We start from the raw sequence: 20,570 nt of genomic DNA on the forward strand, positions 1-20,570 counted from the left end.
ATGGTGATCTTCCTCATTGGTGCGCGGCCAGCGACAGGCCGAGCAGTCGGGTCTGCAGTTCCTCGTTCTCCGCCAGCTCCGCCATCGGGCCGCGGTGCACGATGCGGCCGTCGTCCATCACGGCCACGCTGTCGCCGAGCTGGCGGGCGAAGTTGAAGTTCTGCTCCACCAGCAGGATGGTGGTGTCGGTCTGCTTCAGTTCGCGGAAGGCGGTGATCATGTTGGCGATGATGGCCGGCGCCAGGCCCTTGCTCGGCTCGTCGATCAGCAGCAGCTTGCGCGGCTCGACGATGGCGCGCGACACCGCCAGCATCTGCTTCTGGCCGCCGGACAGCTTGCCGGCGGGATGCAGCCAGAATTTCTTCATCGCCGGAAACAGGCCGAAGATCCACTCCAGGCGGGCGGTGTCGATGTCGGCGATGCTGCGCGCGCCGCGCGCCGCCAGCAGCATGTTCTCGCGCACCGAGAGGTCGGCGAAGATGCCCATGTTCTCCGGCACGTAGGCGATGCCGAGCTGGGCGATGTCGGGTGTGCCGCGCCTGGTGATGTCGCGGCCGTCGAACCGGATGCTGCCCTGCGAGGCTTGCCACAGGCCCATGATGGTGCGCAGGGTGGTGGTCTTGCCGGCGCCGTTGCGGCCGAGGAGCATGGTCAGCTGGCCGCGCGGCACGTCCAGGTCCACGCCGTGCAGGATGTGATACGCGCCGATATGGGTGTGCACGCCCTTGAGGCTGAGGATGTTTTCGCTCATGCCGCTTCCTCCACCGGCGCCTGGCCGAGATAGGCTTGCTGCACCACCGGCGAGGCGATCACCGCCTCCGGCTCGCCGTCGGCCATCAGGGTGCCGTTGTGCAGCACGATGATGCGGTCGGCCAGCTCCCGCACCACGTCCATCTTGTGCTCCACCAGCAGGATGGTCTTGTCGCGCCGCGCCTTGAGTTTGCGAATCAGGTCCAGCACCACCGGCACCTCGTCCACGCTCATGCCGGCGGTGGGTTCGTCGAACATGTAGACCTGCGGATCGAGCGCCATCAGCAGCGCCACCTCCAGCTTGCGCTGGTCGCCGTGCGGCAGCGAAGCCGCCGGCGCGTCGCGCCGCGCCTGCAGCGCCACGCTTTCCAGCAGTTCGTCGGCGCGCTCGATCAGGGCACCGTGGCGGGTCCAGACGTTCCACATGTCGAGGCCGATTCTGCGGCGCGACTGCAGCGCCAGGCGCACGTTCTCCAGCACGCTCAGGTTGGGGAACAGGCTGGTGAGCTGGAAGGCGCGGCCGAGCCCGGCATGGGTGCGCGCGGAAGCGGCCAGCGACGAGATGTCGCGGCCGTCGAGCAGCACCTGGCCGGCGCTGGCGTGCAGCTGGCCCGAGATCAGGTTGAAGTAGGTGGTCTTGCCGGCGCCGTTGGGGCCGACGATGGCCGTCAGCGTGCCGGGCGCGAAGCGGCAGGACACCGCGTTGACCGCCACATGGCCGCCGAAGCGGATGGTGAGGTCGCGCGTTTCCAGGGAGCCTGGGCGCGACGCGGACTCGGGTTCGTGTTGGAGCATGATTTCCTTTGCCTGAAAGCGGCAATGTCACGGACGGGCGGATGATGCTGGCCGCCGACCGGCCGTTGGTAGCCGGACGGCGGCCGCACGCGCCGGGCGGCGCATGCGGTGAACGATATCAGCGCTTGTTCCGGATCGGCACGTTCATCTCTTCCGGCTTGATCTCGCGCACCAGTTCCGGCACGCCCCAGGCGAAGGCGGGGTCGGCCTTGATCTTGAAGTGGTACATCGACTGCAGCGCCTGATGGTCTTCCTTGCGGAAGGTCATCTTGCCCTTGGGCGTGTCGAAGCTCATGCCTTCCATGGCGGTGATCAGCTTCTCGCTGCCGGTGTCGCCATTGGTCTTCTTCAGCGCCTCCACCAGCGCGATGCCGGCCGCCATGCCGCCGGCGGTGAAGAAATCGGGCGGCGACTTGTAGCGCTTGTAGTGCTCGGTCACGAGCCAGTTGTTGACCGGGTTCTTCGGGATGCCGAAGTAGTAGTAGGTCGCGCCTTCCATGCCGGGGAAGTTCTTGTAGGCCGCCATGGCCGGCAGGATGTTGCCGCCGGTGGCGATCTCGATGCCGTAGCGCTTCGGATCGAGGTCGGCGATCTTGAACGGATTGCCGGCACCGGCCCAGATGATGAAGATCACCTTGCGGCCCGGCTTGCCTTTCAGCGAATCGAACAGGCGCTGGGCGCCGGCGGTGAAGTCGGTGGTGCTGGTCGGCAGGTACTCCTCATGCACGATCTTGGCCTTCTTCAGCGCATCCTTGAAGGCCTTCACGCCGTCGCGGCCGAAGGCGTAGTCCTGCGCCAGCGTGGCGATGCTGACGTTCTCATGATCCAGGGCGACGGCATTGGAGATGGCGTCCTGGGAAGAGTTGCGGCCGGTGCGGAAGATGTAGCGGTTCCATTTGTCGCCGGTGATGGCGTCGGCCACCGCCGGTTCCACCAGCAGCACTTTCTTGTACTCCTCCGCCACCGGCAGCATCGCCAGCGCGGTGTTGGAGCTGGTCGGGCCGACGGCGATGTCGGCCTTGTCGTCGGCATAGGCGGACGCGAGCTGAGACTTGCCGACATCGGGCTTGCCCTGGGTATCCTTTTCGATCACCACCAGCTTGTTGCCGTTGACCTGCATCGTGCCGTTGGTGGCGTAGTCCAGGCCCATCAGCAGGCCGGCCTGGGTCTGCTTGGCGTAGGCTTCCAGCGGGCCGGTCTTGTCATACACGTGGGCGATTTTGATGTCTTTGGCGTGAACGCCGCTTGCGGCGCAGCAGAGCGCGGCAACTGCCGCGAGCAGATGATGTCTCATGCGTCTTCCTCTCTATCGTTATATATTTTGACTTGTCCTTATCCTTGCCCGGGCCTTGCACCCGGCGGAATGCGGCAAGTTTCGTTTCAGGTTACAGCAATGCAATCCTGATGCAAAGTAGTAAAACTACCATGGCAGAGCGGCGTCAAGAGGATTGCCGCATCGTGGATGGAAGGATTTGGGAGTCCGTGATGATTCACTACACCGTTCGAACCAGCCCCTTGGGGCCGATCACGCTCGCCGCCACCGACGACGGCCTGTGCGGCCTGTATTTCGATGAGCATAAGCACTTCCGCGGCGCCGAAGGATGGGCGCGCATCGACGGGCATGCCGTGCTGCGGGAAGCGGCGCAGCAGCTGGATGCCTATTTCAGCGGCCGCGCGCAAACCTTCGACCTCGACCTCGACCTGCCGGGCACGGCATTCCAGCAGACGGTATGGCGCCACCTGCGTACGCTGCCCTACGGCTGCACCACCACGTATGCCGCCGTCGCCCAGGCGATCGGCATGCCGTCGGCGGTGCGGGCGGTGGGCACGGCGATCGGCCGCAACCCGCTTTGCATCGTACTGCCCTGTCATCGGGTGCTCGGCAGTTCGGGCGCATTGACCGGTTATGCCGGCGGCTTGACGCGCAAGCAGGCGCTGCTCGCGCTGGAGCAGGAAGTCTCTCTGGTACGGGAAGGCTGAGCCGGTGATTCGGTCGTCGGGCCGCGGAATGGAGGCGGCGAAACGACGGGCTCGGGAAGAAAAGCCGATGTTGGCGTGAAGGCCTGGGCGATGCTGTCGCGCCCTCGTCTTCGCTTGAAGCAAGCCAGGCGGACAGGCGCAGGGCAGGCAAGGGCGGCAGCACCGCCCTGACCAAGTACCCTACTGGCTACGGGTGAATCAGCGGGAGCCGCCGCCTGCACCGCCGCCCGAACCCGAGCCGCCGGAGCCGGAATCACCGCCGGCTGCGGTAGCGCCGGTCGAGGAACGGTTCGGTCCAGCGGTGGACGAGGTGCCCATCGCGCCCGAGGTGCCCGAGCCCATGCTCGAAGAAGATGCGCCGGTGCTGGAGCTGCCAGAGCCCATCATGCCGGTGCGACCGGTGGAGCTGCATGCGGCCAGAACCAGGGCGCATGCCAGAGGGATGGTCCATTTCATCATGTGTTTCTCCAAAAATAATTCGGTGAAGCATGAACAGATTTTCATGCCAAGTTTGCATGCATGCGCCTAGTAGAATCTAACCTCCGGGGAAAGTTCCAAGGTTTTCCATTTTGTTATCTGCGGAACAAAACTGTTCCACGGCATCGCGTTTTTCAATGAAACGCCATGCCGGCTGCGGCGAGCCGCAGTGAACAAAAGCGCCTGCCCATTGCCTATATGTCATCTGCGCGCGGAGCAAGCCCGGTTCATGCTCCGGCGCCCATGACTGCATGCACCCGGAGGTCTATGTCATCGCATTCGGAAGGATCAACCAAGGCCATCTTCTATGCCCTCGGCGCCAATGGCGGCATTGCGGTCTCGAAGTTCGCCGCCGCCCTGTACACCGGCTCCGGCGCCATGCTCGCCGAAGCCATCCACTCCCTGGCGGATTGCACCAACCAGATCTTCCTGCTGATCGGTCTGCGGGAAGCGAAAAAGCCTGCCGACGAGTTTCATCCCATGGGCTACAACCGCGTGGTGTACTTCTGGGCCATGATGGTCGCATTGCTGCTGTTCTTCGTCGGCGGGGCCTTTTCGGTCATGGAGGGCATTTCCCATTTGCGTCATCCGGGGCCGATCAGCAATCCCTATGTGGCGCTGGCCGTGCTCGGCATCTCGGTGCTGCTGGAAGGCTTTTCGCTGCGCGGGGCGATGAAGGAGATCCGCAAGGTGGCGGGCGGCAAACCCTTTCTGCGCTGGTTCCGCGAGACGAGGCAATCGGAATTGCTGGTGGTCGCCGGCGAGGACATCGCCGCGCTGGCCGGCCTGTGCATCGCCTTCATCGCCGTGCTGTTGACCATGGTCACCGGCAATCCGCTCTGGGACGCCTGCGGTTCGATTGCCGTCGGCGTGCTGCTGATGGTGGTGGCGGTGATGATCACGCATGAGGTCAAGGCGATGATCACCGGCGAATCCGCCGCGCCCGAAATCCGGCGCGCCATCCGTTCCCACATCGAAGGACGGCCGGAAGTGGAAAAGGTGCTGCACCTGATCACGCTGCAATGGGGAGAATCGCTGATGGTGGCGGTGCAGGCCAAGATGCGATCCCAGCAGTCCGATGCCATGCTGGTGGATGCGATCAATCGCGTGGAAGAAGATATCCAGAGGCGCTGGCCGCAGGTGCGCTGGTGCTTCTTCGAGCCGGACGTGGAAAAGTCGGCGACCTGAAGAAGCGAAAAGGCGATGCGCGGCATCTCGGCCACGCATCGCCCTTGTGGATGGGTGGGCGCCAGGGCGCCCGCCAAAGCCTGCTTATTTGCCCAGCTGGTTGCCGATGACGCCGCCCACTGCGGCGCCGCCCACTGTGCCGAGGGTGCTGCCATTGGTCAGCACATTGCCTGCCACGCCGCCAAGGGCCGCGCCGCCGGCCGTGCCAACGGTTTGACGTGAAGGTGTGCCGCAGCCGGAAAGAGCGGAGACGAGGGCAACGGCGCTGGCAATCGAAACTACGGTACGCTTGAACATGTTTACCTCCGGTGGTGGATGGAAAGCGCAGCAAGCCGCGCATGATGTTGAATTCGTATGGTTTCGACTTCCGCGTTGAAACCGGAGTTCCATTTAGACATTTGCAATTGCGACAAAATGTAACCCCCGGTCGGCGCTTGCGATCACCTCCAGGCGCAGACCTTCATCCGCCTGGCATCATCTCGAAAGGAAGCGCATGGTAGAAGGCAGCTGCATGTGCGGCATGGTCCGGTATCGTTATGCCGGAAATTTCGGCGTCGTCACGGTGTGCCACTGCGCGCACTGCCGCAAGGCGCAAGGCTCATCCGGCGTGGTCGCGGTACCGGTCGATGCGGCACGGCTGGAATGGTTGGAGGGGAAAGCGTCGATTGCCGAATATGAATCGTCTCCCGGCAAGATGCGCGCCTTCTGCCGCCAGTGCGGCAGCCCGCTGTATTCGCGCCGCGTCGATGATCCCGGCGTGCTGCGCCTGCGCATGGGAAGCATCGACAGCCCGACCGACGCCGTGCCGGCGGCGCACATCTTCGTCGCCGATCTGCCTCCATGGGCGGCGCTCGAAGATGACGCGCCGCGCTACGCGGGTTTCGAACCGAGCCGGCAATGACGCCGGTACCGATGGACGGCACTGGCCGGCCAGTGCTGACGCCGAAGCGGAAATGAAAAGGGCCGGCATGCTGCCGGCCCTCGGGAGGAACATCAGGCGGGATATTGGCGCCCTGCTTACGCCGCCAGCTTGCGCGTCGGCGCTTTCTTGGCGGCAGTCTTCTTTACCGCCGTCTTCTTCGTGGCGGGCGCCTTCTTCACCGCCGGCGTCTTGGCCGCGGTTTTTGCCGCCACCGCCGACACCGCGGCTTCCGAACCCGCTTCCTTCGCCGCCGCCTTGCCGCGCGCCGGCGCGCTCTTGCGCTCCTCGAACTCGAAGCTCACCTTGCCATCCTTGGCGCGCACCAGATAAGCCTTGAACGGCCGTCGGGTGCGCTGGGAGACGAAGCCCGGCAGCAGGTCGGTGCGGCCTTCGTTGAGCAGCTTGGCCATCTGCTCCGGCAGGATTTCCTGCTGAAGGATGATGCGGCCGCTGCGGAAGTCGCAGGCCTTGGGCTTGGCGACCGTCTTTTCGCAGACATAGGCCAGGCCCATTTCATACACGCCGCTGCTGCATTTCGGGCAGGGGCCGAGCGGCGTCTGCTCGCTGAAGTCCACGCCCTCGCCATCCTCCGACTCGTCCTGGTTCTGGCCGAAGTCGAATTCCAGCTTGAAGTTGTTGATGTCGTTGTCGCGCGAAATCTTCAGGATGGCCGCGAAAGGCCGGCCCATCTTCGAGCGGAAGCCCTGCAGCGGACCGATTTCGCGCTTGGCCAGCAGTTCTTCCACTTCCTCCACTTCGAACTGGCGGCCGCCCGGCGTCTTGCCCATCGAGAAGTCGCACTGGGTGCAGGCGAAGCGGCGGTAGTTTTCCTTCACCACGCCGCCGCAGTTCGGGCAGGGCGTGCGCAGGGTCGCATAGTCGCCCGGGATGGTTTCGTTGTTGTACTCCTTGGCGCGCTTGACGATGATTTGCGCCATCTGCGCGATCTCGCGCATGAACTCTTCGCGGCTGATCCTGCCGCGCTCCATTTGCGCCAGCTTGTATTCCCATTCGCCGGTGAGTTCGGGCGCGGTGAGTTCGTTCACGCCGAGGCCGCGCAGCAGCGTCATCAGCTGGAAAGCCTTGGCGGTCGGCACCAGTTCGCGGCCTTCGCGCAGCAGGTACTTTTCGTTCAGCAGGCCTTCGATGATGGCGGCGCGGGTGGCGGGCGTGCCGAGACCCTTGCCGGCCATGGCTTCGCGCAGGTCCTCGTCATCCACCAGCTTGCCGGCGCCTTCCATCGCCGACAGCAGGGTCGCTTCGGTGTAGCGGGCGGGCGGCTTGGTCACCAGGCCGACGGCATTCACCTTGTCGGTCTTGACCTTCTCGCCCGGCGCGACCGGCACCAGGATGTTGCCGTCGCTCTTGCCGCTGCCGTCTTCCTTCTTTTCCGACTTCTCGGGCGCCACCGCCTCGCGGCCGTAGATCGCGAGCCAGCCGGCATGGGTCATGACCTTGCCTTCGCTCTTGAACTGGTGGCCGGATACCTCGGTGAAGCGGGTGGTCACCTGGAATTCGGCGGCCGGGAAGAACACCGCCATGAAGCGCCGCGTCACCAGGTCGTACAGCTTCTGCTCCGGCTCGGACAGGTTCTTCGGCGCCTGGGTGGTGGGGATGATGGCGAAGTGATCGCTGATCTTGGTGTTGTCGAAGATGCGCTTGTTCGGCTTGACCCAGCCCTTGTCCAGGATCTGCTTGGCGAATTGATGGTAGTTGTGGTTCTCGGCAACCACGTCCAGGGTCTGCTTCACCGTGGCGATGTAGTCTTCCGGCAGGTGGCGCGAGTCGGTACGCGGGTAGGTCAGTACCTTGTGCTTCTCGTACAGCGCCTGCGCCAGGCCGAGGGTGTTCTTGGCGGAGAAGCCGAAGCGGGCATTGGCCTCGCGCTGCAGGCTGGTGAGGTCGAACAGGGCCGGCGCCATCTGGGTGGTCGGCTTGGACTCCTCGGTGACGGTGCCGAGCTTGCCGCGGCAGGCGGCGACGATGGACTCGGCCGCGGCCTGGCTCCAGAGCCGCTCCGGCCGCTTCTCAGGATCGTTCTCGTCCTTCTTGTGCCTGGTGTCGAGCCAGCGTCCTTCGTAGACGCCGGCGGCGCAGACGAACTCGGCGCGCACTTCCCAGTAGTCGCGCGGCACGAATTTCTTGATCTTCTCCTCGCGCTCCACCACGATCGACAGCGTCGGCGTCTGCACCCGGCCCACGGTGGTCAGGTAGAAGCCGCCTTCCTTGGAGTTGAAGGCCGTCATCGCGCGGGTGCCGTTGATGCCGATCAGCCAGTCGGCCTCGCTGCGGCAGCGGGCGGCGTCGGCCAGCGGCAGCATGTCGCTGTCCTCGCGCAGATGCTTGAAGCCTTCACGGATGGCGCCCGGGGTCATCGACTGCAGCCACAGCCGCTTGATCGGCTGTTTGGCCTTGGCGTACTGCGTGATCAAGCGGAAGATCAATTCGCCTTCGCGCCCGGCGTCGCAGGCGTTGATAAGCATCGACACGTCCTTGCGCTTGATGAGCCGGTTCAGCACCTTCAGGCGCGACTCGGTCTTGGCGATCGGATTCAGGGCGAAATGCGGCGGAATGATGGGCAGATGGGTGAAGGTCCATTTGCCGCGCTTGACGTCGTACTCTTCCGGCACCGCGATTTCGACCAGGTGGCCGACGGCGGACGAGAGGACGAACTCGTCGGATTCGAAGTACTCATCGTGCTTGGTGAAGCCGCCGAGCGACTTCGCGATGTCATTCGCGACCGACGGCTTTTCGGCGATGATGAGGGCTTTAGTCATAACGTTGATCTCGAGGATAGGTGCCCAACCCGAAGGTGCGCCATTGGCGCAGGCCGTTCATGCGGGGTTCGGCACGGAAATTTAAGCTTGGCAATTCCTGGCAACGGCACAGATAGGGACCAAGCGAGCTTAATCAAGCGGCCAATGATAAGCGCGTTGCGCAGCGAACGGCAAGCGCGCAGCCGTTGAAGCAGGAAAGCCAGGCGGGATGCTGCCAAATCGGACGGCCGCTGCCCCGTCCTGGTTCGCTGCGCGGATGAAGTGAAATTCAGTGCAGCAGTCGGGGTTCGGCGTCTTCGTCGTCGAGGAACAATTCATCGAACATGAGGCCGTCCGGTTCCTTGCCCTGGCTCCAGAGCACCATGAGCACGATGACCTTCAGCTTGTCCAGCGAAAAGTCCGACGCGGCAACGGCCAGCGCGCGCTCGATCACGATCTCGCGCTGGATTGAATCGATCACCTTGGCCGATTCGAGGAACTGCAGGAAACCGATGGCCTCCGTGCCGAGCAGATCGTACTCCTGCTGCGCATAGATGCGGGTGCCGAAGGAAAACGCGGTTTGCTGGGGGTGATGGTCGGAAAAGCCGTGGGTGGTTTCAGCCAGATCGGTCAGCCAGCCCAGCGCTTCGGAAATCTCTTCGTCCTCGAAGCCGGCAGCCGAGAGTTTCTTTACCAGGACGTCCGGATCCGGGCAGGCGTCGGGACGATAATAGGTTTCGTACAAATAGACGAGGACATCAAACATGGCTTTACACTCGTGTTAGTCAACAGGATCACAGCCGTGCTGCGGGGCTGCACTCGAGACACTTCTCAGACTCAAAATTTCTTTACACCAAGCTTGATTCCATCAAGAAAAGTCGGGTCGTTGCACGCCAGGGTTGATTAGTGGGAAAGTCCGATTACAGCATAACTGAAAAAAGCAAGCGGAAGAAGCGTGGAATTCCCTATTTCAAGGGAAATCTTGATCAAACGATACGCCGGTAATTGCCATTGGGGAGCAACTCTACCCGGTTTTCCATTTCCAGGTGCAGAAGCGCCGTGGACAGGCTGGCGATGTCCAGCCCGCTGCGCATCGCCAGCACATCCACCGGCGCCGGATCATGGCCGAGCGCCTGCAGCACCTGTGAAGTCATGACATCGTCGGCGGGCTTGCCGGCATCGGGATCCTCCGTCGACGCCCGGCAAGCCGCCGCCAAGGCCCCGATCTCTTCCAGGACGTCCTGCGCCGATTCCACCAGCTTGGCGCCCTGCTTGATCAGCAGATGGCAGCCCTTGGAGAGCGGCGAATGAATGGAGCCCGGGATGGCGAATACGTCCCGGCCCTGTTCCAGCGCCAGACGGGCGGTGATCAGCGAGCCGGATTGCGCCGCAGCCTCCACCACCAGCACGCCGCGCGACAATCCGGAAATGATGCGGTTGCGGCGCGGGAAATTGGCGGCAATGGCCGGCGTGCCGAGCGGATATTCGCTCAGCAGGCAGCCCTCGGCGGCGATCTCGTGCGCCAGCCGGTGATTGCGCGAGGGGTAAACGATGTCGGGCCCGGTGCCGATCACCGCCACCGTGCCGCCTGCCCCCTTGAGCCCGCCGCGATGGGCGGCGGCGTCTATCCCGAGCGCGAGGCCGGAAATGATGCCGAGGCCGGACTGGCTCAGGGCTTCGGCGAAGCGCTCCGCATTGGCCATGCCTTGCGCGGTGGCGTTGCGGCTGCCGACGACGGCGATGGCCGGCGCCGTCAGCAAGGCCAGCCTGCCCTTGGCGTAGAGCACCAGCGGCGGGTCGAAGGTTTGCAGCAGGGAGGAAGGATAGGCCGGATCGCCCAGCAGCAGGACATGGTTGCCGGGCGCCTGCGCCCAGGTCAGCGTTTTATCGATCAGCGCGCTGGTGGTGTCGGAAACCGGCTCCAGCAGGGCGTCGGCAACGCGCGCCGGCACGACGTCCCGCAGTGCCACCGGATCGGCCGCGAAGATGTTCGACGGCAGGCCGAAGGCCGCCAGCAGCTTGCGCGCAGTCGCGGGGCCGACGCCGGGCGTCTGCTCAAGCCGCAGCCAGTCCGCGATTTCCTGATGACGCTCGGCGCTCGCCATGCGGGCGCAACCTTACTCGGATGACCTGGCCGGGTCGCCGACCTGGACCGAATCGGTGACCTGCATCACCAAGGCATAGGAGATGCGGTCGAAGGTGCGGAACACGAACAGGCTGCCGTACTGCTGGTCGGGCAGCTTGACCGGCTGCCGCCGGTCGGTGCGGTCCGGCACGATGGTGCCGAGGCGATACAGATCGAGCACCGTACCGGCGTCGATGCCGTCGGCGCTGCCGCGATTGATGGTGACGATCTGATTCTGGCCGGCATGGCTGACGCCGCCGTAGACCGACACCACCCGGGCATCGACCGGTTTTTCCGGCGCATGCGGTACATAGTTCAGCACCGGCGCCGGCGGCAGCGGCACGAGGCGGTCGCCGATGCCCATTTCCTGCTTGACTTCCGCGACTGTAAACATATGTGCTTCATTGGGAGCGCGGGCGGCGCGCGCCAGGTTCACGGTGCCGAGGTAGGCGGCCTCATAGCCGATCACGGCGCCGTTCACCGGATCCCTGAGCGGCACGCCGGGGCGGAACACCTGAAAGCTGGTGACGTTGCCGATGTCGCCGCGCACGAAGGCCTTGTCGTTCTTGCCCAGGATGACGCGGTTTGCCTCGGCAGCAATGATGCGGGGCGCGCCGTTCAATTCCGCCGGTCCGATGACGAGCGGCTGCGAGAGGAAAGGCTCGATGAGGTGCGAGGGAATCGATGGAATGGATTGCGCCGACAGTTCTTCGCTGCGGATCTGCGGCTTGAGCTTGAGCGTATCGCCGTCCGCATTGCCGATCTGATTACCGCTGCCGATGGCGTTGCCGAGGCGCAGGCGGCCGGCGGCGCGGTCGAGGTAGACGATCTGGCCAGGGTAGATCCAGTGCGGGTTGCGGATCTGCTCCCGGTTCATGCCCCAAACCTGTGGCCAGCACCAGGGTTGGGAAAGGAATCGGCCGGAAATGCCCCAAAGCGTGTCGCCGCGCACCACCACATGCTGGTCCGGGGCGCTGGCCAGAAAGGCGCAGCGCGGATCATTCGCAGGCTGGCCGGCATCGGCGGCGAAGCCTGCGGACGCGCTGAGCAGGGAAAGGAAAAGTGCGGCTGTGCTAAACTTTTTCATAGGTGGTCCGGTCAATTCGGCTCTTCGTTTGTTTATTGTTGTTGTCGCGCCGCGGCAGGCTGATTTAGGCGGTATGGCATGAAAATATTGCCACAGTGAATCAAATTCTGCCCACAAATCCTGGTGCTCGCAAGGCAAAAGGCGTTCTTATCCCGTTGCGCTGTTGCGCAAAAGTCGTATGTCTCTATTAAATATCCTGCGTTACCCCGATCCCCGGTTGCACAAGGTTGCCAAGCCGGTAGCGGTCTTCGACGAGCGGTTGAAGAAGCTGGCCGCCGACATGGCCGAAACCATGTACGAGGCGCCTGGCATCGGCCTGGCCGCCACCCAGGTCGATGTGCATGAGCAAATCGTCGTCATCGACATCTCCGATACTCATGATGCCCTGCAAGTATTCATTAACCCGGAAGTGGTCTGGGCCAGCGAGGAGAAGCAGGTGTACGACGAAGGCTGCCTGTCGGTGCCCGGCATCTACGACGGCGTGGAGCGCCCTTCCCGGGTCAAGGTGCGCGCCTTGGATCTCGACGGCAAACCGTTCGAGGTCGACGTCGATGGCCTGATGGCGGTCTGCATCCAGCATGAAATGGATCACCTCAAGGGCAAGGTTTTCGTCGAGTATCTCTCGCCGCTGAAACGCAACCGCATCAAGACCAAGCTGCAGAAGGAAGAACGCGAACTCATGCGCGACCGGAAAAAGACGGCGGTGCGCTGACCTTCATCCTGCCGGCGCGGCGCTGAGGGTCTCGAGCGGCTACAATCCAGCCCCATGAAAATCATCTTCGCCGGTACGCCCGAATTTGCTGCCGTCGCGCTTAAGGACTTGCACGACGCCGGCTTCGACATTCCCCTCGTCCTCACCCAGCCCGACCGTCCGGCCGGCCGCGGCATGCAGCTGCAGGCCTCGCCCGTGAAGCAGTTCGCCCAGGCGCACGGCATTTCGGTGGCGCAGCCGGTATCGCTGCGGCTCGATGGAAAATATCCCGACGCGGCGCGCGAAGCGCAGCAATTGCTGCAGGCCACGCCGCATGACGTCATGGTGGTCGCCGCCTATGGCCTGATCCTGCCGCGCTGGGTGCTGGACCTGCCCCGGCATGGCTGCATCAATATCCATGCGTCGCTGCTGCCGCGCTGGCGCGGCGCCGCGCCCATCCATCGGGCCATCGAGTCCGGTGACGCCGAGACCGGCGTCACCATCATGCAGATGGAGGAAGGACTGGACACCGGCCCGATGCTGCTGAAGGAAGCGGTTGCCATCGAGCCGCAGGACACCACCGGCAGCCTGCACGACAAGCTGGCGCAACTGGGCGGCAGGATGATCGTCGATACCCTGCGCCGCCTGCAGAAGGCGCCGCTGCAGGCCGCGCCGCAGCCGGAGCAGGGGGTGACCTATGCCGCCAAGATCAGCAAGGAAGAAGCGGCGCTCGACTTCACCCAGCCGGCCGAACAGCTGGCGCGCAAGATCCGGGCATTCAATCCCTTTCCCGGCGCCGGCGGACAGTTCGGCGGCGTCACCCTGAAATTGTGGCAGGCCGAAGTGGTAACCGCGCCTTCGTCCGCCCGGCCGGGACAGGTCCTGGTGGCGGATGCCCAGCAGGGTGTGGTGGTTGCCTGCGGCAGCGGCGCGCTGCGCCTGGCCGAATTGCAAAAGCCCGGCGGCAAGCGCCTGCGGGCGGCCGAGTTCCTCAAGGGCTTCCCGATAGAAGGCGGCAGCTTCGCCTGACAATGTCCATGCTCGTCAGCGGCCGCGATCCAGCGGCAGCGGGCTGACCGGCTTGATCTCTTCCAGGCAGACGGTGGAGCGCACCCCGGACACGCCCGGCACCTGCATCAGCCTGTCGGTGAGGAAAGCCGACAGCGATTTCAGGTCGCTCGCCACCACCTTCAGCAGATAGTCGAAATCCCCGGAAATCGCGTAGCACTCCAGGATTTCCGGAAATTGCCGGATCACCTTTTCCATGGACCGCACCTGCTTGAACTGCTCGCGGTCGAGGTTGAGGCTGACGAAGGCGGTCACGCCCAGCCCGATGGCCTCGGGATCGATCTTCACCGTATAGCCGCGTATCACGCCTTCGCTCTCCATGCGCTGCACGCGGCGATAGCATTGCGGCGCCGAGAGACTGGCCTTGTCCGACAGTTCCACGTTCGAGGCGCGGCCGTTTTCCTGCAGCGTGCGCAGGATGGCGCGGTCATACCTGTCGAGAGACTGCATGGTTTCTCCAAAATAGGGTATATGGATGAACGATTCTTGCACATAAGACTGGTTTCATGTCTGATTATGCAAAAACGTTTCTCGCCTTTATCCGTAAGATGATCCCTATTCCGCTCACTTTTTCGGGAGGGGCAAATGGAAACGATCATCCAGATGGAAGCGCGGTATTGCGCCGCGAACTACGACCCGCTGCCGGTGGTGCTGACCCGGGGCGCCGGCGTATGGTTGTGGGATGTGCATGGCAAGCGCTATCTCGACATGATGTCGGCCTACTCCGCCGTCAGCTTCGGTCATAGCCATCCGGCCCTGGTGGATGCGCTCGCCGCTCAAGCCCGGCGGCTGGCAGTCACCTCCCGCGCCTTCCATACCGACCGCCTCGCGCCCTTCCTGCAAACCCTGTGCGAGATGACCGGCATGGCGCGGGCGCTGCCGATGAATACCGGCGCCGAAGCCGTCGAAACCGCGATCAAGGCGGCGCGCAAATGGGCTTATCAGGTCAAGGGAGTGCAGCCGGAAAGGGCGCAGATCATCGTCTGCGACGGCAATTTCGCCGGCCGCACCACCACCATCGTCGGCTTCTCCTCCGAGGCGCAATACCGCGAGGGCTTCGGTCCCTTCACGCCGGGATTCGTCTCGGTGCCCTTCGGCGATGCCGCCGCGCTGGAAGCGGCGATCACGCCCGATGCCGCCGCCTTCCTGGTGGAGCCGATCCAGGGCGAAGCCGGCATCGTGGTGCCGCCCGAAGGTTATTTGCGCGCCTGCCGCGAAATCTGCTCCCGCCACCGGGTGCTGCTCATCTGCGACGAGGTGCAGACCGGCCTCGGCCGCACTGGGCAGCTGCTGGCCTGCCAGCACGATGGCGTGCGGCCGGACGGCCTGACATTGGGCAAGGCGCTCGGCGGCGGGCTGTTGCCGGTCTCCGCCTTCCTCGCCAGCGAGGAAGTGATGTCGGTGTTCCGGCCCGGCGACCATGGCAGCACCTTCGGCGGCAATCCGCTGGCCGCGGCGGTCGGCCTCGCCGCCCTGCGCCTGCTGCGGGACGAAGGCCTGGCCGAACGTGCCGAGGCGCAGGGCCGCCGGCTGATGGACGGTCTGCGCCGGATTCGCCATCCGGCCATCCGCGACATTCGCGGCCGAGGCTTGCTGATCGGCCTGGAGCTCGACCCCGCCATCGTTTCGGCGCGCGAATTCTGCGAGCGCCTGATGCGGCAAGGCGTGCTGTCGAAGGACACTCACCACACCGTGGTGCGCTTCGCGCCGCCGCTGATCATCAGCGCCCAGCAGGTCGATGAAGCCCTGGCCATCATCGAATCGGTGTTCGCCGCCCTGCCGGCGCCCATTCTTCCCGCCGGCGAAGCGAAGCGCCTCGCCGCTTGACCCCGCCCTTCACCACCTCTCACAGGAGAAGCCATCCATGACCGACCGCTACCTGATGTGCGCCCCCGATCATTTCACCGTCGCCTACGCCATCAATCCCTGGATGAAGGGCAATATCGCCAAGGACAACCGCGACATGGCGCTGCGCCAGTGGTCGGCCTTGCATGGCATGCTGACGCGGGCAGCGCAGGTGCAGGTGATGCCGTCGGCGCCCGGCGTGCCGGACATGGTCTTCACCGCCAATGCCGGCCTGGTGCTGGAAAGCCGGGTGGTGCTGTCACGCTTCCGGCATGTGGAGCGGCAGGCGGAGGAAGCGCATTTCGAGCGCTGGTTCCGGCAGCAGGGCATGGAAGTGCTGCGGCTGCCGCCCGAACTGCGCTTCGAGGGCGCCGGCGACGCACTGCTCGACCGCGGCCAGCCGCTGCTGTGGCTGGGCCACGGACATCGATCGGAGTCGGCTTGCGCGCCGCTGCTGCAGCAGATGCTGGATATCGAGGTAGAACCATTGCGCCTGGTCGACCCGCGCTTCTACCACCTCGACACCTGCTTCTGCCCCCTGGAAGGCGGCTATCTGATTTATTACCCGGCCGCCTTCGATGCGGCCTCGCGCGAACGCATCCACGCCCGCATTCCGGCCGAGCGGCGCATTGCGGTGATCTCGGCCGATGCCGCCGCCTTTGCCTGCAATGCCGTCAATACCGGCCATTACGTCTTCCTGAATCGCGCCTCGGCAATCCTGGTCAAGGAATTGCGCTCGCGCGGCTTCATCCCGCGCCAGACGCCGCTGGGCGAATTCATGAAGGCCGGCGGCGCTGCCAAGTGCCTGACGCTGAAGCTCAACGAGGCGCGCCTCGCCCCGGCTCGAAGCGTCGCCTGACGGCAGTCCGGGCGACGCGGACACGTCGCCCGGCGGCTTCGCCAAAGCTGGCTTTTCCAGAGCAAATCCTTGATTTGCCTTATAATTCCATTGCGCCGATTTGATTGAAAGGTCAAACCCAGCTTGCGGGCGCCAGGGTACCCAGTCCCGTTACAAATGCTGCTAAAGCGGACAAGCATCCAGACCCGGTCCGCTGCGCAGGCCGGGTTTTTTGCTTTTCAAGACAATCCCATCATCACCCACCACGAGTAAGCCATGAAGCGCGACGCCCTCTCCGCCACCGAATCGATCCTGCGCGATCTGCTGTCCCAACGCATCCTGATCCTGGATGGCGCCATGGGCACCATGATCCAGCAGTACAAGCTGACGGAGGAGGATTACCGCGGCGGGCCGAACGGCCGCTTCGCCGATTTCGCGGTGCCGGGCAAGGAACTGTTCGTCAAGGGCAACAACGAGCTGCTGTCGCTGACTCAGCCGCAGATCATCAGCCAGATCCATGAGCAGTACCTGGAAGCCGGCGCCGACCTGATCGAGACCAATACCTTCGGCGCCACCAGCGTCGCCCAGGACGACTACCACATGGCGCACCTGGTCTATGAGATGAACCTGCAGTCGGCCCGCCTGGCCCGCGCTGCCTGCGACAAGTACGCCACGCCGGACAAGCCGCGCTTCGTCGCCGGCGCCCTCGGCCCCACGCCGAAGACCGCCTCGATCTCGCCGGACGTCAACGACCCCGCCGCGCGCAACGTCACCTTCGACCAGCTGGTCGCCGCCTACCTGGAGCAGACCCGGGCGCTGGTGGAAGGCGGCGTCGACGTGCTGCTGGTGGAAACCATCTTCGACACGCTGAACTGCAAGGCGGCGCTGTTCGCGATCGATGCCTTCTTCGAAGAGACCGGCAAGCGCCTGCCGATCATGATTTCCGGCACCGTCACCGACGCCTCCGGCCGCATCCTGTCCGGCCAGACGGTCGCCGCCTTCTGGCATTCGGTGCGCCATGCCCGGCCGCTGACCGTGGGCTTGAACTGCGCGCTCGGCGCGGCGCTGATGCGCCCCTACGCCGAAGAGCTGTCCAAGATCGCCGATACCTTCGTCTGCATCTATCCGAACGCCGGCCTGCCCAATCCGATGTCCGACACCGGCTTCGACGAAACGCCGGATGTCACGTCTTCGCTGCTGAAGGATTTCGCCGAAAGCGGCTTCGTCAACATCGCCGGCGGCTGCTGCGGCACCACGCCGGCCCACATCAAGGCGATCGCCGAGACGGTGAAAACCATCGCGCCGCGCGAGGTGCCGACGGTGACGCCGTCGATGAAGTTGTCGGGGCTGGAGCCTTTCGTGATCGACGACCAGTCGCTGTTCGTCAACGTCGGCGAGCGCACCAATGTCACCGGCTCCAAGGCTTTCGCCCGCATGATCCTCAACGAGCAGTATGACGAGGCCTTGTCAGTGGCGCGGCAGCAGGTGGAGAACGGCGCCCAGATCATCGACATCAACATGGACGAGGCCATGCTCGATTCGGTGGCGGCCATGACGCGCTTCCTGAACCTGGTGGCGTCCGAGCCGGACATCGCCCGCGTGCCCATCATGATCGACTCGTCGAAATGGTCGGTGATCGAGGCCGGCCTGAAGTGCGTGCAGGGCAAATCGGTGGTCAACTCCATCTCGATGAAGGAAGGCGAGGAGGAGTTCCTGCGCCAGGCCAAGCTGTGCCGCCGCTACGGCGCGGCGGTGATCGTCATGGCCTTCGACGAGGTCGGCCAGGCCGATACCTTCGAGCGCAAGGTCGAGATCTGCGAGCGGGCCTACAAGCTGCTGACGGAGAAGCTGGGCTTCCCGCCGGAAGACATCATCTTCGACCCCAACATCTTCGCCATCGCCACCGGCATCGAGGAGCACAACAACTACGCGGTGGACTTCATCAACGCGACCCGCTGGATTCGCGAGCACCTGCCGCATGCCAAGATCAGCGGCGGCGTGTCCAACGTCAGCTTCTCCTTCCGCGGCAATGATCCGGCGCGCGAAGCCATCCATACCGTATTCCTGTATCACGCCATCAAGGCCGGGATGACCATGGGCATCGTCAATGCCGGCATGGTCGGCGTCTACGACGAGTTGAACCCGGAACTGCGTGAGCGGGTGGAAGACGTGGTGCTGAACCGCCGTCCCGACGCCACCGAGCGCATGATCGAGTTCGCCGCCACCCTGAAGGCCGGCGGAAAGCGGGAAGAGCAAAGCCTCGAGTGGCGCGGCGAGCCGGTGGAAAAGCGCCTCGCGCATGCACTGGTGCACGGTATCACCCAGTGGATCGTCGAGGATACCGAGGAGGCTCGGGTCAAGGTGGCGGAAGCCGGCGGCCGTCCGATCAACGTCATTGAAGGCCCGCTGATGGATGGGATGAACATCGTCGGCGACCTGTTCGGCCAGGGCAAGATGTTCCTGCCGCAGGTGGTGAAGTCGGCCCGCGTGATGAAGCAGGCGGTGGCGCACCTGATTCCCTTCATCGAGGAAGAGAAGCGGCAGGAGGAGGAAAGGACCGGCGTCGCCGCCAAGCCGAAGGGCAAGATCGTCATTGCCACCGTGAAGGGCGACGTGCACGACATCGGCAAAAACATCGTCTCGGTAGTCCTGCAGTGCAACAACTTCGAAGTGGTGAACATGGGCGTGATGGTGCCCTGCTCCGACATCCTGGCCAAGGCCAAGGCGGAGAACGCCGACATCATCGGCCTGTCCGGCCTGATCACGCCGTCGCTGGAGGAAATGGCTTACGTCGCCAAGGAAATGCAGCGCGACCCGCATTTCCGCATGATGAAGATTCCGCTGCTGATCGGCGGCGCCACCACCAGCCGCGCCCACACCGCCGTCAAGATCGCGCCCAATTACGAAGGTCCGGTGGTCTACGTGCCGGATGCCTCCCGCTCGGTGTCGGTGGCGCAGTCGCTGCTGACCCCGGAGCAGCGGGAGCAGTATGTGCGGGACATCACCGCGGATTACGAGCGCATCCGCGAGCAGCATGCGAACAAGCGGGCCGCGCCGATGGTGAGCATCGAGCAGGCGCGCGCCAACAAGACCAAGCTCGCCTTCGACGGCGCCGCCGCGCCGGTGAAGCCGAAGTTCATCGGCCGCCGCACGTTCAAGAACTACGACCTGGCGGCACTGGCGCAGTACATCGACTGGGGTCCCTTCTTCCAGACCTGGGACCTGGCCGGCCCCTTCCCTGCCATCCTGACCGACGAGGTGGTGGGCGAAGCCGCGAGCAGGGTCTACGCCGAAGGGCAGGCGATGCTGAAGAAGCTGGTGGAAGGCCGCTGGCTCACGGCCAACGGCGTGGTCGCGCTGCTGCCGGCCAACAGCGTCAACGACGACGATATCGAAATCTATACCGACGACACCCGCAGCGAAGTCGCGTTCACCTACTACGGCTTGCGCCAGCAGGGCGTGAAGCCGGTGATCGACGGCGTGGCGCGGCCGAATCGCTGCCTGGCGGATTTCATCGCCCCCAAGTCGTCCGGCGTGGCCGACTATATCGGCCTGTTCGCGGTGACGGCCGGCATCGGCATCGAGAAGCACGAGAAGCGCTTCGAGGATGCGCATGACGATTACAGCAGCATCATGCTCAAGTCGCTGGCGGACCGACTTGCGGAAGCCTTCGCCGAGCACCTGCATGAGCGTGTGCGCAAGGACCTGTGGGGCTACGCGCCGCAGGAGCACCTCTCCAACGAGCAGCTGATCAAGGAGCAGTACCGCGGCATCCGCCCGGCGCCGGGCTATCCGGCCTGTCCGGAGCATACGGTGAAGGCCGACATGTTCAAGCTGCTGCAGGCCGAAGAAATCGGCATGCAGGTGACCGAGTCCTTCGCCATGATTCCGGGCGCATCGGTATCGGGCTTCTACTTCGCCCATCCGGAATCGACGTACTTCGTGGTCGGGAAGATCGGGGAAGATCAGCTGAAGGACATGATGCTGCGGCGCGGCGTCAGCGAAGACGATCTGCGCCGCTGGCTGGCGCCGAATCTCTCCTGAGCCG

The 20,570-nt window shown here is 64.4% G+C and carries 18 protein-coding genes; 8 read left to right on the top strand and 10 right to left on the bottom strand.

What is annotated here, in order from left to right:
* Window positions 1-13: 13 nt before the first annotated feature.
* From CHB88_RS01535 to CHB88_RS01545, 3 genes are all read right to left on the bottom strand, one after another.
* Complete coding sequence (locus CHB88_RS01535; protein ID WP_089397517.1) at window positions 14-751, bottom strand: ABC transporter ATP-binding protein; 738 nt, start codon at window positions 749-751, stop codon at window positions 14-16.
* Window positions 748-1,545: an ABC transporter ATP-binding protein gene (locus tag CHB88_RS01540; RefSeq protein WP_089397518.1), complete on the bottom strand. Its 798-nt coding sequence runs from the start codon at window positions 1,543-1,545 to the stop codon at window positions 748-750. The genes CHB88_RS01535 and CHB88_RS01540 overlap by 4 nt, the downstream gene beginning before the upstream one ends.
* A 118-nt stretch (window positions 1,546-1,663) precedes the next feature.
* Window positions 1,664-2,839: a substrate-binding domain-containing protein gene (locus CHB88_RS01545; RefSeq protein ID WP_089397519.1), complete on the bottom strand. Its 1,176-nt coding sequence runs from the start codon at window positions 2,837-2,839 to the stop codon at window positions 1,664-1,666.
* Window positions 2,840-3,030: 191 nt separating this feature from the next.
* Between CHB88_RS01545 and CHB88_RS01550 the strand changes: the two genes are divergently transcribed.
* Complete coding sequence (locus CHB88_RS01550; RefSeq protein WP_089397520.1) at window positions 3,031-3,525, top strand: methylated-DNA--[protein]-cysteine S-methyltransferase; 495 nt, start codon at window positions 3,031-3,033, stop codon at window positions 3,523-3,525.
* Window positions 3,526-3,723: 198 nt separating this feature from the next.
* Here CHB88_RS01550 and CHB88_RS24130 read toward each other — a convergent pair whose 3' ends face one another.
* Window positions 3,724-3,984, bottom strand: a complete 261-nt coding sequence (locus CHB88_RS24130) for a hypothetical protein (protein ID WP_143131101.1) — start codon at window positions 3,982-3,984, stop codon at window positions 3,724-3,726.
* A 285-nt stretch (window positions 3,985-4,269) separates the two neighbouring features.
* Here CHB88_RS24130 and CHB88_RS01560 point away from each other — a divergent pair, with 285 nt between their 5' ends.
* On the top strand, window positions 4,270-5,190 hold the full coding sequence (locus tag CHB88_RS01560) for a cation diffusion facilitator family transporter (RefSeq protein ID WP_089397522.1): 921 nt from the start codon (window positions 4,270-4,272) through the stop codon (window positions 5,188-5,190).
* 84 nt (window positions 5,191-5,274) lie between these two features.
* On the opposite strand, the gene CHB88_RS01565 is transcribed toward CHB88_RS01560, so the two are convergent.
* Window positions 5,275-5,487, bottom strand: a complete 213-nt coding sequence (locus CHB88_RS01565) for a glycine zipper 2TM domain-containing protein (RefSeq protein WP_089397523.1) — start codon at window positions 5,485-5,487, stop codon at window positions 5,275-5,277.
* 196 nt (window positions 5,488-5,683) lie between these two features.
* Here CHB88_RS01565 and CHB88_RS01570 point away from each other — a divergent pair, with 196 nt between their 5' ends.
* Window positions 5,684-6,091, top strand: coding sequence for a GFA family protein (locus CHB88_RS01570; protein WP_089397524.1), 408 nt, complete (start codon window positions 5,684-5,686; stop codon window positions 6,089-6,091).
* Between the two features lie 116 nt (window positions 6,092-6,207).
* Here CHB88_RS01570 and CHB88_RS01575 read toward each other — a convergent pair whose 3' ends face one another.
* From CHB88_RS01575 to CHB88_RS01590, 4 genes are all read right to left on the bottom strand, one after another.
* Window positions 6,208-8,889 (bottom strand): DNA topoisomerase III, encoded by a 2,682-nt coding sequence (locus CHB88_RS01575; RefSeq protein WP_089397525.1) that lies wholly within the window; start codon window positions 8,887-8,889, stop codon window positions 6,208-6,210.
* 268 nt (window positions 8,890-9,157) lie between these two features.
* Window positions 9,158-9,634, bottom strand: a complete 477-nt coding sequence (locus tag CHB88_RS01580) for a Smg family protein (protein ID WP_089397526.1) — start codon at window positions 9,632-9,634, stop codon at window positions 9,158-9,160.
* 220 nt (window positions 9,635-9,854) lie between these two features.
* Window positions 9,855-10,973, bottom strand: coding sequence for a DNA-processing protein DprA (gene dprA / locus CHB88_RS01585; protein ID WP_089397527.1), 1,119 nt, complete (start codon window positions 10,971-10,973; stop codon window positions 9,855-9,857).
* A 12-nt stretch (window positions 10,974-10,985) separates the two neighbouring features.
* The gene (locus CHB88_RS01590; RefSeq protein ID WP_089397528.1) at window positions 10,986-12,080 is read right to left on the bottom strand and encodes a LysM peptidoglycan-binding domain-containing protein; all 1,095 of its coding nucleotides are present in this window, start codon (window positions 12,078-12,080) and stop codon (window positions 10,986-10,988) included.
* 178 nt (window positions 12,081-12,258) lie between these two features.
* Between CHB88_RS01590 and def the strand changes: the two genes are divergently transcribed.
* Both def and fmt read left to right on the top strand, forming a co-directional pair.
* A complete protein-coding gene (gene def, locus CHB88_RS01595) occupies window positions 12,259-12,792 on the top strand; it encodes a peptide deformylase (protein ID WP_089397529.1) in 534 nt (177 codons plus the stop codon).
* A gap of 54 nt (window positions 12,793-12,846) precedes the next feature.
* On the top strand, window positions 12,847-13,800 hold the full coding sequence (fmt, locus tag CHB88_RS01600) for a methionyl-tRNA formyltransferase (RefSeq protein ID WP_089397530.1): 954 nt from the start codon (window positions 12,847-12,849) through the stop codon (window positions 13,798-13,800).
* 15 nt (window positions 13,801-13,815) lie between these two features.
* Here the strand turns inward: fmt and CHB88_RS01605 are convergent, their stop codons facing one another.
* Window positions 13,816-14,289 (bottom strand): Lrp/AsnC family transcriptional regulator, encoded by a 474-nt coding sequence (locus CHB88_RS01605; RefSeq protein WP_089397531.1) that lies wholly within the window; start codon window positions 14,287-14,289, stop codon window positions 13,816-13,818.
* Between the two features lie 135 nt (window positions 14,290-14,424).
* On the opposite strand from CHB88_RS01605, the gene rocD reads away from it, so the two are divergent.
* From rocD to metH, 3 genes are all read left to right on the top strand, one after another.
* Window positions 14,425-15,666: an ornithine--oxo-acid transaminase gene (rocD, locus tag CHB88_RS01610; RefSeq protein ID WP_089397532.1), complete on the top strand. Its 1,242-nt coding sequence runs from the start codon at window positions 14,425-14,427 to the stop codon at window positions 15,664-15,666.
* A gap of 37 nt (window positions 15,667-15,703) precedes the next feature.
* Window positions 15,704-16,543, top strand: a complete 840-nt coding sequence (locus tag CHB88_RS01615) for a dimethylarginine dimethylaminohydrolase family protein (RefSeq protein WP_089397533.1) — start codon at window positions 15,704-15,706, stop codon at window positions 16,541-16,543.
* Window positions 16,544-16,798: 255 nt separating this feature from the next.
* Window positions 16,799-20,566, top strand: a complete 3,768-nt coding sequence (gene metH / locus CHB88_RS01620; protein ID WP_089397534.1) for a methionine synthase — start codon at window positions 16,799-16,801, stop codon at window positions 20,564-20,566.
* Window positions 20,567-20,570: the final 4 nt, after the last annotated feature.

Origin of the sequence: Noviherbaspirillum humi, from assembly GCF_900188095.1 — a bacterium.
Taxonomy (GTDB): Bacteria; Pseudomonadota; Gammaproteobacteria; order Burkholderiales; family Burkholderiaceae_D; genus Noviherbaspirillum; species Noviherbaspirillum humi.

What these genes read in the sequence shown, in the direction of transcription:
- CHB88_RS01590 (WP_089397528.1), bottom strand. Translation starts at nt 12,080, where the DNA reads ATGAAAAAGTTTAGCACAGCCGCACTTTTCCTTTCCCTGCTCAGCGCG.
- CHB88_RS01575 (WP_089397525.1), bottom strand. Translation starts at nt 8,889, where the DNA reads ATGACTAAAGCCCTCATCATCGCCGAAAAGCCGTCGGTCGCGAATGAC.
- CHB88_RS01540 (WP_089397518.1), bottom strand. Translation starts at nt 1,545, where the DNA reads ATGCTCCAACACGAACCCGAGTCCGCGTCGCGCCCAGGCTCCCTGGAA.
- dprA (WP_089397527.1), bottom strand. Translation starts at nt 10,973, where the DNA reads ATGGCGAGCGCCGAGCGTCATCAGGAAATCGCGGACTGGCTGCGGCTT.
- CHB88_RS01605 (WP_089397531.1), bottom strand. Translation starts at nt 14,289, where the DNA reads ATGCAGTCTCTCGACAGGTATGACCGCGCCATCCTGCGCACGCTGCAG.
- CHB88_RS01545 (WP_089397519.1), bottom strand. Translation starts at nt 2,839, where the DNA reads ATGAGACATCATCTGCTCGCGGCAGTTGCCGCGCTCTGCTGCGCCGCA.
- CHB88_RS01615 (WP_089397533.1), top strand. Translation starts at nt 15,704, where the DNA reads ATGACCGACCGCTACCTGATGTGCGCCCCCGATCATTTCACCGTCGCC.
- CHB88_RS24130 (WP_143131101.1), bottom strand. Translation starts at nt 3,984, where the DNA reads ATGATGAAATGGACCATCCCTCTGGCATGCGCCCTGGTTCTGGCCGCA.
- def (WP_089397529.1), top strand. Translation starts at nt 12,259, where the DNA reads ATGTCTCTATTAAATATCCTGCGTTACCCCGATCCCCGGTTGCACAAG.
- CHB88_RS01535 (WP_089397517.1), bottom strand. Translation starts at nt 751, where the DNA reads ATGAGCGAAAACATCCTCAGCCTCAAGGGCGTGCACACCCATATCGGC.
- CHB88_RS01560 (WP_089397522.1), top strand. Translation starts at nt 4,270, where the DNA reads ATGTCATCGCATTCGGAAGGATCAACCAAGGCCATCTTCTATGCCCTC.
- CHB88_RS01550 (WP_089397520.1), top strand. Translation starts at nt 3,031, where the DNA reads ATGATTCACTACACCGTTCGAACCAGCCCCTTGGGGCCGATCACGCTC.
- CHB88_RS01570 (WP_089397524.1), top strand. Translation starts at nt 5,684, where the DNA reads ATGGTAGAAGGCAGCTGCATGTGCGGCATGGTCCGGTATCGTTATGCC.
- fmt (WP_089397530.1), top strand. Translation starts at nt 12,847, where the DNA reads ATGAAAATCATCTTCGCCGGTACGCCCGAATTTGCTGCCGTCGCGCTT.
- metH (WP_089397534.1), top strand. Translation starts at nt 16,799, where the DNA reads ATGAAGCGCGACGCCCTCTCCGCCACCGAATCGATCCTGCGCGATCTG.
- rocD (WP_089397532.1), top strand. Translation starts at nt 14,425, where the DNA reads ATGGAAACGATCATCCAGATGGAAGCGCGGTATTGCGCCGCGAACTAC.
- CHB88_RS01565 (WP_089397523.1), bottom strand. Translation starts at nt 5,487, where the DNA reads ATGTTCAAGCGTACCGTAGTTTCGATTGCCAGCGCCGTTGCCCTCGTC.
- CHB88_RS01580 (WP_089397526.1), bottom strand. Translation starts at nt 9,634, where the DNA reads ATGTTTGATGTCCTCGTCTATTTGTACGAAACCTATTATCGTCCCGAC.